Origin of the sequence: Kitasatospora mediocidica KCTC 9733, from assembly GCF_000744225.1 — a bacterium.
GTDB lineage: Bacteria > Actinomycetota > Actinomycetes > Streptomycetales > Streptomycetaceae > Kitasatospora > Kitasatospora mediocidica.
This window is the reverse complement of sequence record NZ_JQLN01000006.1, coordinates 739,211-754,297: the sequence shown is the minus strand read 5'-3', so window position 1 is coordinate 754,297 and position 15,087 is coordinate 739,211. Positions and strand designations below refer to the sequence as shown.

Here is a 15,087-nt window from a genome sequence, read left to right as displayed (position 1 = left end):
TCATCGCGGCCCAGGCCTTCCCAGCCAAGGAGACCCACCCACCATGAAGGCTCGCTCCGCCAGAATCGCCGCCACGGCCGCCTCCGTCGTCCTGCTCGCGGGCTTCGCCACCGCCTGCAACCGCGGCAGCTCCTCCGACACCGCCGCCGGTGGCAAGCCGAAGCTCGGCATCGACCTGCCCCGGGCCGACACCGACTTCTGGAACTCCTACGCGCAGTACATCAAGTCCGACGCCTCGTCCCAGGGGCTGAACACGCTGCCCGTCAGCAACTCGCAGAACGACATCACCAAGCTGGTGTCCAACGTCCAGGTCTTCGAGAACACCGGCGCCAAGGCGGTGGTGATGGCCCCTCAGGACACCGGAGCGATCGCCTCCACCCTGGACACGCTCGCCTCCAAGAAGATCCCCGTGATCAGCGTCGACACCCGCCCGGACAAGGGGCAGGTCTACATGGTGGTCCGCGCCGACAACAAGGCGTACGGCACCAAGGCCTGCGAGTTCCTCGGCAAGCAGCTGGGCGGCAAGGGCAAGGTCGCCGAACTCCAGGGCGACCTCACCTCGATCAACGGACGCGACCGCTCCGAGGCCTTCGCCGCCTGCATGAAGAGCGAGTTCCCCGGCATCCAGGTGATCGAGCTGGCCACCAACTGGGACGGCGCGGTCGCCTCCAGCAAGCTGCAGACCACCCTGGCCCAGAACCCGGACCTGAACGGCATCTACATGCAGGCCGGTGGCGCCTTCCTGCAGTCCACCCTGGCCCTGCTCCAGCAGAAGAGCCTGCTCAAGCCGGCCGGCCAGCCCGGCCACATCACCATCGTCTCCAACGACGGCATCCCGCAGGAGTTCGACGCGATCCGCCAGGGTCAGATCGACGCCACCGTCTCGCAGCCGGCCGACCTCTACGCCAAGTACGCCCTCTTCTACGCGGAGGCCGCCGCCGAGGGCAAGACCTTCCAGGCCGGCCCCACCGACCACAACTCCACCATCATCTCGCTGCCCAACGGCCTCGAGGACCAGCTGCCCGCCCCCCTGGTGACCAAGGACAACGTGGACGACAAGTCCCTCTGGGGCAACAACGTCGGCCACTGACCGGCTCCCGGCACCCGCCTCCGGCCGCACCTCGCGGCCGGAGCGGCCGAGCTCGGGAACCACCTCGAAAGGACACCCGCCATGGCGGACCCCAGCCCCGTCGTCGAGGCCGACGGGATCAGCAAGCGCTTCGGCGCGACCGTCGCCCTGCGCGACGCCCGCATCACCGTGGCCCCCGGCGAATCGCACGCCCTGGTCGGGCGCAACGGCGCCGGAAAATCCACCCTCGTCTCTATTCTGACGGGCCTTCAGCAACCCGACACCGGCACGCTGCGTTTCAACGGCGAACCCGCCCCGGCTCCCGGCGACATCGACGCCTGGCGAGCCCGGGTGGCCTGCGTCTACCAGCGCTCCACCATCATTCCCGCGCTCAGCGTCGCCGAGAACCTCTTCCTGAACCGGCACACGAACGGCGGGCTACGACCCATCAGGTGGCGGGAGCTGCGCAGCCGTGCGGCCGACCTGCTCGCCGAGTACGGCGTGGACGTGGACCCCGCCGCCCGTGCCGGGCAACTGACGGTCGAGCAGCGCCAGTTCGTCGAGATCGCCCGGGCCCTCTCGTTCGGTGCCCGGTTCATCATCCTGGACGAGCCCACCGCCAAGCTGGACGCCCGCGGCATCGAGCGGCTCTTCGCCAAACTGCGCGAGCTCCAAGGCCAGGGCGTGGCCTTCCTCTTCATCTCGCACCACCTCCAGGAGGTGTACGAGCTCTGCGACACCGTCACGGTCTACCGCGACGCCCGGCACATCCTCACCGCCCCGGTCGTGGAGCTGGACCAGCACGCCATGGTCGAGGCGATGACCGGCGAGCAGTCCAAGGGCACCGAGCCGGCCTGGTCGGCCGGCGAACGGTCGGCCCCCGTCGGCGAACCGCTCCTGGAGGTGGCGGACCTCGGCCTGCCCGGTGTCTACGAGTCCTGCTCACTGGCCGCGCGGGCCGGCGAGGTGCTCGGCCTGGCCGGCTCGGCCGCGAGCGGGAACATCCAGTTCGGCGAGACGCTGGCCGGCCTGCACCGGCCGCGGTCCGGCACCGTGACGGTGGCCGGCCGCGCGGTGCGCACCGGCCGGGTGCCGGCCTCACTGGCCGCCGGGATCGGCTTCGTGCCCGAGGACCGGCACATTCAGGGCCTGATCCCGCAGCGCAGCGTGGCGGAGAACGCCACCCTCACCGTCACCGACCAACTCGGGCCGTTCGGCACGGTGTTGCCCTCGCGCACCCGGGTCTTCGCCGAGCGGATGATCACCGACCTCGACATCAAGACCCCCGGCCCGGCCACCGAGGTCTCCGCGCTCTCCGGCGGCAACCAGCAGAAGGTGGTGATCGCCCGGGCGCTCGCCACCGAGCCGCAGGTGCTGGTCGCCGTGAAGCCCACCAACGGAGTGGACATCAAGTCCAAGGAGTCCCTCCTCGGCACCGTCCGCCAGGTCGCCGACTCCGGCCGGACCGCCCTGATCGTCTCCGACGAACTCGACGACCTGCGCGTCTGCGACCGCGTGCTGGCCATGTTCCACGGCCGCATCGTCGCCGAATTCACCCACGGCTGGACCGACGAGCAACTGGTGTCCGCCATGGAGGGCATGACCGGCACCACCGAAACGAAGGAAGACCATGTCACCGACCACTGAGCTGAGCGGCACCGTGCCGGCCCCCACCGGGCGCCGGATCGACCTGGCCCGTTTCCGCGACCTGTCGCTGGTGCCCGTGCTGCTGGTGCTCGGCGTCATCGGCTTCGCCGTCTCGCCGGCCTTTCTCACCACCGACAACCTTCTCGGCGTCGGCCAGCAGGCCACCGAGTTGAGCCTGCTGGTACTGGCCGAGGCGCTGATCCTGATCGCCGGGCGGATGGACCTCTCCCTGGAGTCCACCATCGGCGTCGCCCCCGTCATCGCCATGTGGCTGGTGCTTCCCGACCACGGCGGGCGGTTCAACGGCATCGGGCTCTTCCCGACCTGGACCGCCATCCCGCTCTGCCTCGCCGTCGGCGCGCTGATCGGTGCCTTCAACGGCTTCCTGATCCTCAAGCTGCGCCTCAACGGCTTCATCGTCACCCTCGGCGGCCTCACCATGCTGCGCGGCCTGCAGGTCGCCATCTCCCAGGGCCAGTCGATCGTCAACGTGCCGACCTCGTTCGGCTACCTCGGCTCCGCCAGCTGGCTCGGTGTACCCGCCGCGATCTGGATCTGCGCGCTGCTGTTCCTGCTCGGCGGCTGCGCGCTGGCGTGGCTGCGGCACGGCCGGGCACTGTACGCGATCGGCGGCAACGCCGAGGCCGCCCGCGCGGCCGGGATCCGGGTGGACCGGATCACCTGGGTGGTGCTGATCATCGGCGGCACCCTGGCCGCCTTCGCCGGCGTGCTCTACACCGGCCACTACGGCTCCATCTCCGCCGGCCAGGGCAACGGCTGGATCTTCCAGGTCTTCGCCGCCACGGTGATCGGCGGCGTGAGCCTGAACGGCGGGCGCGGCACCATCTTCGGCGCGCTCACCGGCGTGCTCACCCTCCAGCTGGTCGTCAACGTGATGACGCTGGCCGGGGTGCCGCCGCTGTGGAACCAGTTCCTGAACGGCGTGATCATCATCGTCGCGCTGATCATCTCCCGGTTCGCCTCCGGCGAGAAGCAGGAGTAGCGGTGCTCTCGGCACCGGGAGGCAGGACCATGACGGTCACCGACCAGGCGATCGAGCGGATCAAGGAGATGATCGTCGCCGGCGTCCTGGGCCCCGGGGCGCGGCTGCCCAACGAGGCCGATCTGTCCGAGCAGCTCGGCCTCTCCCGCAGCTCGCTGCGCGAGGCGGTGCGCGCCCTGACGGCGATGCGGATCCTGATCACCAAACAGGGCGACGGCACCTTCGTCTCCGGCCTGGAGCCCCACCTGCTGCTGGAGGCGATGACCTTCGCCGCCGACGTCTCGCACGGCGCCAGCGCCCAGCAGCTGCTCCAGGTCAGGCGCCTGCTGGAGCCGCAGGTCGCCGCCCTCGCGGCCGGCCTGCTGACCGGGGAGCAGCTCGCCGCCCTGCGCACCGTCCTCGACCGCAGCGCCGAGGCGGCCGGCATCGAGGAGTTCATCGAGCTCGACATCGAGTTCCACCGCACCATCGCCGACGCCGTCGGCAACCCGGTGCTCTCCACCCTGCTGGGCATCCTCTCCACCCACACCCAGCGCCTGCGCATCATCCGCGGTACGACCCCCCAGCCGCCGGCCGGCGGTACCCCCTTGACCACCGCGCGCGAGCAGGCCCACCGCGAGCACTGGGCGATCTGGCGCGCCCTCGCCGCCCGGGACGCGGTGCTCGCGGCAAGCGCCGGCGCGGTGCACGTCGCGGCGGTGGAGGAGTGGCTGGCCGACGGCGCGGCCGCCCACGCCGGCCTCCTCGACACACCGACAGGACGGTCCGACAATTGACTGCTCCCCCCACCTAAGACGGGGCATCCTCCGGTCATCCGGTGAACGGCTGAGTGCGCTCGGCAGCACGCCATCGACCGTCGATGGCGTGCTGCCGAGCTGTCAACCCGTATGACTGCTCGACGATCAGCTCTTGCCGGGCAGCCGCCAGACCTGGTTGGTCTTGCTGCCGAGGGTGCTGCCGGCGTCGCAGGTCCACTGGTGGATCAGGGCGCCGGGAGCCCTGGAGACGTCACTGACGTCGACGCACTTGCCGCTGTGGACGGCGACGAGCTGGTAGTCCTGGCCGTTGCCGAGAGCGGTGACGGGCCTGAGGGTGAACTCCTGGTTGGCCCGGCCGGTGCAGGTCCACTGGACCACCGCCGCGCCGTCGGCGCTGGAGGCACCGGAGACGTCGAGGCACAGGCCACTGTGTTCGTTGACCACGGTGTAGGTGTCCACCTGCCCGACGACCGGCTTGAGGTCGAGCATCTGCTGGTAGCCGCCCTCGCAGGAGTACTGCTGGTACTGGGTTCCGGGGCTGGTGGAGAGGTTGGTGTCGTCGAGGCACTGCCCGCTGTTCTCGCTGACCGCGACCGTGGAGACGGTGGTGTCGGAGGGCGGGAGCAGGGTGACGGTGTACCCGTCCTTGGCGTTGCTGTACGGGACTGTCACCGAGGCGGCGTTGCCGCTGACGGCCAGGGTGGTGTCGGAGACGGTGACCGGACCGTCCACCGCGGCGCCGTTGTCGTCGGGGACGCGCTGCAGCACGGCGCGGACCCGCCCGTTCTGCACCACGGAGGTGGTGTTCAGGCCGGTGAGGTTGACGGTGACGTTACCGGTGCTGCCGTTGGAGCCCAGCAGGACCTTGGCGTTGCCCGCCGTGTTGTCCTTGGTGGCGAGGCCGTCGATGCCGTTGCCAGGAACGAGGTTGACGATGTTCCCGGTCTGCGAACCGTAGTAGCGGTACATGAACCACTCGCCGAGCGGCAGGTACTGGCCCGAGCCGTTCTTGGTGAGCAGGTTGGCCTCGTCGTCGTGCAGACCCGTGCCCGAGCCCCAGTTGCCGCGCAGCCCGTCGGCGTCGGACCGTTCCAGGCGGCCGATGAACCAGGCACCGCCGCCGGGGTTCTGCTGGGAGAACGCGCCGTACTCGTTGATCTGGAACGGGCGGGTGTTGGTGAGCCCGTGCGCGGCGAGGGTGGCGCCGGCGCTCGCGGTCCCGGGCACGGGATCGGCGGGTTCGTCGTGCCAACTGTAGATGTCCGGGGCGACGTTGTCGGCCTTCACGTAACTCAGGTAGGTGTTCCACCAGGAGTTGGCGGAGGTCGGCTGGCCCGCCATGCTGGGCCCGACGATGAGCTGGCCGGGGAAGTTCGACCGCACGTCGGCGTAGAACCGCGACCACATCTGCAGGTACTGGTCCTGGGACCGGGCCCAGAAGCCGCTGCCGTCCGGCTCGTTCCACAGGTCCCACTCCACCGTCATGTGGTTGGCCCTGACGTCGGAGAAGAGCTGGTTGACGAAGGCGTCGAACTGCCTCCAGTCCCCGTTGTCGCCGGGGAAGCCCTGGTTGGTGGTGCTGTCAGCCCCCCACAGGTCGTGCGGGAGCAGGATGAAGGTGCCGCCGAGGGCGGCGGTGCGCTGGTACTGGGCCAGCGTGGCGTTCCAGCGGGTCTGGTAGTCGGCGAGGCTGGTGGCGTAGCCGCCGGTGTTGAGCTGGGCTCCGCCGGCCCGCTCGAGGTGCCACTTGATGTCCTGGTAGAAGTGGTCCTGCGGCAGCGACCCGTCCGGGCTCATCCCGTACAGGGTGCCGGAGGCGTGGTAGCTGGGCGCGCCGCCGGCGGTGGCGAAGTCGACGGTCACCGAGGTGTCGGCGGCGCGCGCGGGGCCGGCGGTGAGCGGGGCCGCCAGGGCGGCGGCCAGGGCACACAGCAGCGCCCCGGCCTTTCTGGTCAGGTGCACGGCGGTTCTCCTCTGGGTGGGGAGGGGCACGGCGGCCGAGTGGCCGGGTGCGGCGCGGTCAGCCGCGGGCGATCGCGGCTTCCGCGAGCATGAGGTACGCGGCGGCGGTCCAGGTGTACGCGCGGTCGCGCAGGCCTTCGCCGGTCACGGCGTCGAAGTTCTCGGCGAAGCCCGAGCGTTCGCACAGGGCCCGGAACCGGGCGCTGATCTCGTCGGCGAGGCCGGTGGCACCGGCGCGGCGCAGGCCGTCCTCGACCAGGACGGTGCTGGGGGCCCAGACCGGGCCGCGCCAGTAGCCGTCCGGCTGGTAGTGCGGGGAGTCGGTGCGCTCGGTGGCCAGTCCGTGCGCGGTGAGGTGGGCGGCGATGCGCTCGGCGAGCGCCCCGGCCGTCCCGGGCGGCAGGTCGCTGCCGAGCACGATGGGCAGCAGGTGCAGCAGGCTCGCGGTGGTCCTGGGTGCCCCGGTGTCCGCCGCGCGGACGACGAACTGCCTGCCGTCCCAGAGCCCCTGGAGGGCCGCGTGCATCCGCGCCAGCTCCCGCCGCCATTCGGCTGCTTCGTCGGCGAGGTCCAACTCGACGGCGAGGTCGGCCAGTTCGGCCATCTGGAGAATCAGGAAGGCGGCCAGGTCGGGGGTGGCCGCGAGCCGGCCGGCGTCGAAGACGGTGGCGTTGTCCCAACCGCTGTCGTTGCCGTGCTGGTAGTGCGCGAGTGCGCTGCCCGGAGCACGCCGCTGCCGCAGCCAGAACCGGGTCCAGCGGGCGAGGCCCTGGTAGACCGTGGCGAGTTCGGCCGCCGGCAGCGGTTGCGGCAGGCGCCGTCGCAGCAGGCGCAGCGCCCAGCCGTGGATGGGCGGCTTGACGAAGTTGTAGAGGACTTCGGAGTGGGTGACGGAGTCGGGCAGCGCGCCGCTCTCGTCCTGGTGGTCGAAGGGCAACAGGTACTGGTGCAGGGCCAGTTCGGGAGCACCGGGCGCAAGGGCGAGCGCGTTGAAGCAGTGGTCCCAGCTCCACACCTTGTCCATCCAGTGCTTGGACATCAGCACCGCGGGACGTCCCAACACACCGGCGGGCCGGACGGTCGCCGACCACAGGACGTAGGCGGCCAGTTCGGCGGCGGGCGTCCGCGCGCAGCGCCAGGGGGCGATGGTGTCGGCGAAGTCGGTGAACGCGGCGCGGGCAGCGGCGGCGACCTTCTCGAACGGGACCGGGGAGGCGTAGGGCTCGCGAGCGCTGTCCAGTTCCTCAATCGCCGCCTCCCACTCGCCCGTCAGCAGCACGCCGCGCTCGGCCTCGCCGAGCGCCTGCGCGCCGAACGCCTCGGCCACGCCGGCCAGCACGGTCAGGCGGTAGCGGCGGCCGGTCTCGTAGGAGGTGAAGGTGAAGGCACCGTCGAGTGGGTCGCGGTAGAGATAGGTGCCGCTGAAAGGCGTCAGTGCCGGTGCCGCGGCGGTGACGCGCAGAGCGAGGCCGCGCCCGCGCAGCCGCACGGTGTCCGGTGCCTGGTAGGCGAGGTCGATCCGGCCGGCCGGTGCGAGCCAGCTCAACTCCCCCGGCGTCGCGTGCCATCGGGCATCACCGAGCGCGATGAGGCGCAGCACCGGGTGCATGCCGTTCTGGTGCGAGACCAGGTGCAGGTCGTCGGCGTACGTGTGCTCGCCGGTCACCGGGGAGATGTCGAACCAGGAACCATGGTGGCTGAAGGGGATCTGGCGCAGGGAGAAGGCCGGGCCGGCTGCGGCGTCGGTCATCGGGAGTGTCTCGATTCTGCAGGGCCCGAGGGGGCGTCAGTCCTTGACGGCCCCGGCCGTCACGCCCGCGGCGACATAGCGCTGGGCGAGGACGAGGATGACGGCGGCGGGGAGCGATGCGACCACGGCGGTGGCCATGATGGCGTTCCACTGCTGGTTGTTGTTGCCGATGTAGTGGTAGATGCCGAGGGTGATCGGCTGGTGGGCGCCGCCGCCGTCGAGGGTGCTGGCGAAGACGAAGTCGGACCAGGCCCACAGGAAGGCGAAGAGCGAGACGGTGACCAGGGCATTGCGGCTCATCGGCAGCACGATCGACCAGAAGGTGCGCACCGGCCCGGCCCCGTCGGTGCGGGCGGCCTGGAGCAGTTCGCCGGGGATGCCGGACATGAACGCGGTGCAGATCAGCACGCCGAACGGCACCGCCAGGGTCGAGTCGGCGACGATCAGACCGCCGAGCGACTGGAGCATGCCCGCGCCGAGGTAGATGGCGTAGAAGCCCATCGCCATGATGATCCCCGGGATCATCTGGGCGATCAGCAGCACGAAGCCCAGCGCTGCGCCCCCGCGCGGGCGCAGCTTGGCCAGCGCGTACCCGGCGGGAGCCGACAGCGCCACGGTCAGTGCGGCCGTTCCGAGGGCGACGACCAGACTGGTGGCCAGGTGCGGGAGTTGGTCGCGCAGGACGGCGCGGTAGCCCTCCAGGGTGCCGTGCAGCGGGAACCAGCTGGGTGGGGTCCGGCGCAGGTCCTGGTCACGGGTGAAGGAGGCGTTCACCATCCAGTAGACCGGGAAGAGCATGATCGCCGTGAGCAGCAGGCCGAGCGCCGTCTTCCCGAGGCGTGCGAGGTCGCGGGTCATGCCTCCTCCCGCTGCCGGCGCTGCAGATGGATGTAGGCGAGGCCGAAGACCAGGGCGATCAGGACCAGCAGGTTGCCGACCGCCGCGCCCGGTCCGAAGCGGGGCAGCAGGCTGCCGAAGCCCAGCCGGTAGGACCAGGTCGCCAGCGTGGTGGACGAGGTGCCCGGTCCTCCCCTGGTCATGATCCAGACGATGTCGAAGACCTTGAGGGTGTAGATCAGCCCGAGCAGCAGGGTGATCGCCGAGACCGGCCGCAGCAGTGGGAAGGTGATGCGCCAGAACCGCTGCCAGGCGCTCGCCCCGTCCACCGAGGCCGCCTCGTACAGGCTGGTCGGGATGGCCTGCAGCCCGCTGTACAGCACGACCAGGTTGAACGGGATGCCGATCCAGATGTTCGCGATGACCACCGAGACCAGCGACCACTGCGGCGAGGTGAGCCAGTCGACCGGTCCGACCCCGAACCACCGCAGCACAGCGTTGACCACGCCCGAGTCGCTGTTGAGCAGCCACGCCCAGGTGGACGCGGAGACGATCAGCGGCAGCAGCCAGGGCACCAGGAACAGCGCCCGCAGCGTCGCGGAGAGCCGGAAGTGCTGGTTGAAGAAGACGGCCAGCGCCAGGCCCGCGGCGTATTGGATGATCAGCGAGAGTGCGGTGAACACCAGCGTGTGCGTCAGCGCCGGGACGAACGTCGGGTCGGCGAACACGGTCCGGTAGTTCTGGAGTCCGCTGAACCGGGCCCCGCCCTGGACGAAGGACCGCACGGTGTAGTCGCGCAGGCTCAGGTCGAGGTTGCGGTAGAGCGGGTAGGCGTAGAACAGCACGAGGTAGGCGAGCACCGGGGCGAGGAAGCCCCAGGCCGCCCAGCGTTCGCGACACCGGGGGCGACGGCTCGGCGGGACGGGGACCGTCGGTCTCCTCACTGCCCGGCCGCGCTCTGTGCGGCCGCCAGCGCCGACTGCGGGGACTTCGAACCGCTGAGCGTGTTCTGCACGGCGCCCCACAACTGCTCCGAGATCTTCGGGTACTTGGTGCCGAGGTTGTCACCGGTGCGGCCCCTGGCGGCCTTGACGGCCTGGACCCACACCTGCAACTCGGGGTTCGCGGCCACCTGCTTGGCCTGCACGGCGTCGGTGGCGCCGATGTAGGAGAGCGTGGTGTCGGTGGCGTAGGCGTTGTCGGCGCTGGTCAGACAGGCGACGATCTTGTCCGAAACCGGGTAGCGGCCGGTCTCGTGCTGCACCGGGACGGTGACGAACTCGCCACCGGTGGGTGCCGGGGCGCTGTCGCCCGCCTGTCCGGGGAGCGGGATGATGCCGTAGTCGAGGCCCGCCTTCCTGGCGTTGGCGAGCTGCCAGGTCCCGTTCTCGGCGAAGGCGTAGTCGCCGGTGGCGAACTCCTGCCAGCTGGTGGTCTGGGTGTTCTGCAGCACCGAGTTCGGGGCGTAGCCGTCCTTCAGCCAGCCGTCCCACAACGACAGCGACGCTGCGGCCTGCGCGGAGTCCAGCTTGGTCAGCTGCGCCCCGGAGCCCCAGAACCAGGGCAGGAACTGGAAGCTGCCCTCCTCGGTACCGATCGCCGAGAAGGTGATGCCCTTCTTGCCGGCGGCCTTCACCTTCGCCAGCGCGGCGGTGAGCGAGGCCCAGTCCTTGACGGAGGCGATGTCCACTCCGGCTGCCCGCAGCACCGCCTTGTTGTAGTAGAGGGCCAGGGTGTTGGCGCCAATCGGGACGCCGTACGTCCTGCCGTCCTGCTGGCCCGCGGCGAGCAGGTTGGGCTGGACGGCAGAGGTGTCGAGCGGGTTGTCGGCAGTGCTGGTGAGCACTCCGGCGTCGGCGAGGGTGGGGACGACGGGGTTGTCGAGGAGCAGCACGTCCGGCGCGGCGCCCTGCTGGGCGGCGAGCAGGGTCTTGTTGGTGAGGTCGGAGGTGTCGTAGGCGGTCCGCTTGACCGTGACGCCGGCCTGGGCGCCGCAGGTGTCCAGCAACTTCGCCCACGCCGAGCCCGCGTCGAACTGCGGGTAGGGGTCCCACACGGTGTAGGCACCGCCGGAGGCGGAGGTGGTGGAGGCGGAGCAGGAAGTGGCCGCCACCACCACGGCGGCAGCGAACGCCGCGGCGGCAAGCCGACGGACGGATCTGGGCATGGCGAACGGGTCCCTTCGGTCATCGAACCGGTTCGGCGAACCGGTTCGAATGGACCGTAGGGATACTCCCTCCGGACCGTCAAGAGGTCGGACAGGAGCTGGTTCTTTACCGGGCCACCCTGAGCGGCTATGCTCGTCGAATCGGTTCGACAATGACGGCGACACCCAGCACCGGGAGAACGATGAACATCGGGGAGATCGCGCGCCGCGCCGGCGTGTCCCGCAGCACCGTCTCGTACGCGCTGAGCGGCAAGCGCACGGTCTCCGAAGCCACCAGGCGGCGCATCCAGGACGTCATCGACGAGCTCGACTACCGGCCCAACGCCGCGGCGCGCGCCCTCGCGGAGGGCCGCACCCGCACCATCGGCCTGGTGATCCCGCCCGCCACCGCCCGGCTCACCCACATGCAACTCGATTTCGTCGCCTCCGTGGTCGAGGCAGCGGCCAGGTCCGACCTCGACGTCCTGCTCTCCCCCTCCGGAGGAGACCACGAGCGCTCCTTCGAGCGCCTGCTCTCCGGTCGCCGGGTGGACGGCGTGATCCTGATGGAGATCCGGGTCAAGGACGCCAGGGTCGATCGGCTGCTGCGCGAGGACCTGCCGTTCGTCGGCATCGGCCACACCGCGGGTGATCACCGGATGTCCTGGATCGACGTCGACTACACCACCCTCATCGCCCGCTGCGTCCACCACCTGGCCGACCTCGGACACCGTGCCGTGGCCCTGATCAACCGTTCCCCGGAGCTGGTCGCCGCCGGCTACGGGCCCGGCCTGCGCGCCGCCGAAGGTTTCGCCGCGGCGGTCGCCGAACGCGGCATCGCGGGCTTCGAGTACGCCTGCGGCGACGACACCGCCGCCGGCCGCGCCGTGGTCCGGCGCATCCACGCCGAACACCCGGAGGTGACGGCCGCCGTCACCCTCAACGAGGCCGCGCTGCCCGGCATCCAGCAGGCCCTGGAGGACGCGGGCGTGCGCGTGCCCGGTGGCTTCTCGATCACCGGCGTCGCCGCCCAGCGGTGGGCCGAGGACTTCCGCCCCCCGCTCACCGCCGCCGACGTCCCCGCGCAGCAGATGGGCGCCCAAGCCGTCGAGCTGCTGGTCGAACGGATCGCCGCGCCCGACGCGCCGCCGCGCCACATCCTCCTCACCCCGCCCGTCTCGCTGCGGGCCAGCACCGCCCCGGCGCCCTCCCTCGCCGAGAGCACACAGGCCCGGGTGTCCGGCTCCGGCGGATCCACCGCGCCGAACGGCCGGTGACTACGTCAGGCCCAGCGTCTGGGCGCACCAGATCGTCTTGCCGTTGGTGCTGTGCCGGGTGCCCCAGGCCTGGGTGAGCTGGGCGACCAGCATCAGGCCGCGGCCGCCCTCGTCGACGTCGCGCGCCCGGCGCAGGTGCGGGCTGGTGTCGCTGGCGTCGGAGACCTCGCAGATCAGCTCGGTGTCACGGATCAGCCGCAGCCTGATCGGCGGCTCGCCGTACTTGATGGCGTTGGTGACCAGCTCGCTGACGACCAGTTCGGTGACGAACTCCGCCTCCTCCAGGCCCCAGGCACGCAGCCGCTCGGCGGCGAACCTCCTGGCCCCCGCCACCTGCGAGGTGTCCGGCTCGATGACGCAGTCCGCGACGTGCTCGGGATCCAGTGCCCGGGTGCGGGCGAGCAGCAGCGCGGCGTCGTCCGTGCCGGCGACGGGCTGCATGGCGTCCATCGCCGTGTCGCAGAGCTCTTCCAGCGAGGCCGACGGCCCGGTCAGCACCCGCAGCAGCTCGGCGACGCCCTGGTCGACGTCGCGCTCGCGGCTCTCCACGAGTCCGTCGGTGTAGAGGGCGAGCAGGCTGCCCTCGGGCAGTTCGAGCTCGGACGCCTCGAACGGCAGCCCGCCGATGCCGAGCGGGGGCCCCTGCCGAGCGGGGAGCGGGACGCTGGTGCCGTCCGGCGCGATGACCAGCGGCAGCGGGTGGCCCGCGCTGGCCAGCGTGCAGCAGCGGGAGACCGGGTCGTAGACGGCGTACAGGCAGGTGGCACCGGACTCACCGGCCGCCTCGGGGCCGTCCTCGGGCTGCAGGTTGCCGGGCAGGCGCAGGACCAGGTCGTCGAGGTGGGTCAGCAACTCGTCCGGCGGCAGGTCCACGTCGGCCAGCGTGCGCACGGCCGTGCGCAGCCGGCCCATGCTGGCCGAGGCGTGCAGACCGTGGCCGACCACGTCGCCGACGACCAGGGCGACCCGGGCGCCGGAGAGCGGAATGACGTCGTACCAGTCGCCGCCCACGCCCGCACCGGCTCCGGCGGGCAGGTAGCGGGACGCCGCCTCGATCGCCTTGTGGCCCGGCAGCCGGTGCGGCAGCAGGCTGCGCTGCAGGGTCAGCGCGGTCGTGTGCTCGCGGGTGTACCGGCGGGCGTTGTCGATGGCGACGGCCGCCTTGGCGGCCAGCTCCTCGGCGAGGATCAGGTCGTCGGCGGTGAAGGCCTCGGGCCGGTCGCCGCGGGCGAAGATGGCGACCCCGAGCAGGGCGCCGCGCGCCCGCAGCGGCACGATGATCCGGCCGGTCAGCCCCAGCGCGCCGAGGGTTCCGTCGATCACCGGGTTGCCCGGCGGCCAGTGGGCCGGGTCGGCGGCGAGGCCCGGGCCGAAGCCCCATTCGCCGCCCGGGACGGGTTCGGCGGCGAGTTGCGCCGTCGACCTGCCGGCGGCCATGCATCGGGCCGCGACGGACTTCGGCGAGTAGTGGACCGGCGGCGGGGGCTCGGGGCTCCGGCCCTCGTCCTTCTTCCCGCCGTACCGGCAGGCCCGCCTGAGGGCGACGGTCGAGGTGAAGGCGAGTGTCGCGGACAAAGGCGGTTCGTCGCCGCGCAGTACCTCCTCGAAGAGGTCGACCGTGACCAGGTCCACGAAGCCCGGCACCGCGGTCCTGGCCAGCTCCTCGGCGGTGCTGATCACGTCGAGGGTCTGTCCGATGCCGCTGCTGGCCTCGTTGAGGATGAGCAGGCGCTGCCGCGCCCAGTACTCGGCGCTCATGTCGAAGCCCCAGTTGGCGACCGCGCGCACCGTGCCCTCGGCGTCCCGAACAGGCCACATGCTGGTGGCCCAGGCGTTGGCGTAGTCGCTGCCGCGCGGACGGAAGACCGTGATCAGCCGGGCCGGCTCGCCGGTCCTGGCGACCTCGGCGAGCCGGTTGGTGTAGGCCATACCGTCCAGCTCCGGGAACAGCTCGCGGTACTTCTCACCGAGCACCTGCTCCTCGGAATGGGCGATCACCGCGCAGGCGACGGGGTTGACCCAGAGGAACCGCAGCTCGGCGTCGTAGATCCCGAGGGCGAAGGGGCACTGCTGGAAGGCCCAGTCGGCGATCACCGGGCGGCGGTCCCAGCGCTGGACGGTCACCGCGCGGCCCGGTGACCCGCCGTCGCCGCCCTGCAGGGGATGCACCGCCACCACGGTGTCCACGGTGGAGCCGTCCGGGTGACGGAAGGTGATCATCCCCAGGGGGTCGGGGCCGGTCGAACAGCTCTCGGGGAAGCCCGGCGGAGGATCGACCAGCAGGTCGGCGGCGGGTCGCCCGACGGCGTCCTGCGCCGTCCAGCCGAGCAGCTCCCGCGCGCCCTCGCTCCAGCAGGTCACCGTGCCGCTCGGGTCCACCACGACGACCGCCGTGGGCGCGTCCTGCCTGCCGACCGTCTCCACGCGCCACGCCTCCGTCCCGGCAGCCCGACACTCCGGAACTGGATTCCGGCGCCTGTCTTCCAGTGTTTTCCAGCCTAGGTCCGGTCCCAGCGCCACGCACCGCGTCACTCGGCCCGTCGCGACACGCCCTGCGGTGGCCTGCTCCGGGCACGACGGCCGGTCCTGTCCCACCGGCCGGTGGGGCAGGACCGGTTGTCGGCCCGACGTGGCGTCA

Annotated in this window: 11 protein-coding genes; 5 read left to right on the top strand and 6 right to left on the bottom strand. The window is 71.4% G+C overall.

The annotated features are described in order from the left end of the window. Positions 1-43: 43 nt before the first annotated feature. The 4 genes from BS80_RS29640 to BS80_RS29625 all read left to right on the top strand — a co-directional run bounded on the left by BS80_RS29640 (position 44) and on the right by BS80_RS29625 (position 4,495). Entirely contained in the window at positions 44-1,090 is a 1,047-nt protein-coding gene (locus BS80_RS29640; protein WP_035803805.1) for a sugar ABC transporter substrate-binding protein, read from the top strand. Positions 1,091-1,171: 81 nt separating this feature from the next. Beyond that, positions 1,172-2,716, top strand: a complete 1,545-nt coding sequence (locus tag BS80_RS29635) for a sugar ABC transporter ATP-binding protein (RefSeq protein ID WP_035803803.1) — start codon at positions 1,172-1,174, stop codon at positions 2,714-2,716. Beyond that, entirely contained in the window at positions 2,700-3,719 is a 1,020-nt protein-coding gene (locus tag BS80_RS29630; protein ID WP_035803801.1) for an ABC transporter permease, read from the top strand. The genes BS80_RS29635 and BS80_RS29630 overlap by 17 nt, the downstream gene beginning before the upstream one ends. Before the next feature lie 29 nt (positions 3,720-3,748). After that, positions 3,749-4,495: a FadR/GntR family transcriptional regulator gene (locus BS80_RS29625; protein ID WP_035803799.1), complete on the top strand. Its 747-nt coding sequence runs from the start codon at positions 3,749-3,751 to the stop codon at positions 4,493-4,495. Positions 4,496-4,621: 126 nt separating this feature from the next. On the opposite strand, the gene BS80_RS29620 is transcribed toward BS80_RS29625, so the two are convergent. The 5 genes from BS80_RS29620 to BS80_RS29600 are packed head-to-tail and all read right to left on the bottom strand — an operon-like array spanning position 4,622 to position 11,193. Beyond that, positions 4,622-6,439 (bottom strand): RICIN domain-containing protein, encoded by a 1,818-nt coding sequence (locus tag BS80_RS29620; protein WP_232246691.1) that lies wholly within the window; start codon positions 6,437-6,439, stop codon positions 4,622-4,624. A gap of 58 nt (positions 6,440-6,497) precedes the next feature. Further along, positions 6,498-8,189: an amylo-alpha-1,6-glucosidase gene (locus tag BS80_RS29615; protein ID WP_035803796.1), complete on the bottom strand. Its 1,692-nt coding sequence runs from the start codon at positions 8,187-8,189 to the stop codon at positions 6,498-6,500. 36 nt (positions 8,190-8,225) lie between these two features. Next, entirely contained in the window at positions 8,226-9,047 is an 822-nt protein-coding gene (locus tag BS80_RS29610) for a carbohydrate ABC transporter permease (protein ID WP_035803793.1), read from the bottom strand. Then, the gene (locus tag BS80_RS29605; RefSeq protein ID WP_035803790.1) at positions 9,044-9,970 is read right to left on the bottom strand and encodes a carbohydrate ABC transporter permease; all 927 of its coding nucleotides are present in this window, start codon (positions 9,968-9,970) and stop codon (positions 9,044-9,046) included. The genes BS80_RS29610 and BS80_RS29605 overlap by 4 nt, the downstream gene beginning before the upstream one ends. Further along, positions 9,967-11,193 (bottom strand): sugar ABC transporter substrate-binding protein, encoded by a 1,227-nt coding sequence (locus tag BS80_RS29600; protein ID WP_035803787.1) that lies wholly within the window; start codon positions 11,191-11,193, stop codon positions 9,967-9,969. Before BS80_RS29600 ends, BS80_RS29605 begins: the two co-directional genes overlap by 4 nt. Positions 11,194-11,375: 182 nt before the next feature. Here BS80_RS29600 and BS80_RS29595 point away from each other — a divergent pair, with 182 nt between their 5' ends. Further along, complete coding sequence (locus BS80_RS29595) at positions 11,376-12,449, top strand: LacI family DNA-binding transcriptional regulator (RefSeq protein ID WP_035803785.1); 1,074 nt, start codon at positions 11,376-11,378, stop codon at positions 12,447-12,449. Here BS80_RS29595 and BS80_RS29590 read toward each other — a convergent pair whose 3' ends face one another. Beyond that, complete coding sequence (locus BS80_RS29590; RefSeq protein WP_035803782.1) at positions 12,450-14,873, bottom strand: SpoIIE family protein phosphatase; 2,424 nt, start codon at positions 14,871-14,873, stop codon at positions 12,450-12,452. Positions 14,874-15,087 lie beyond the last annotated feature (214 nt).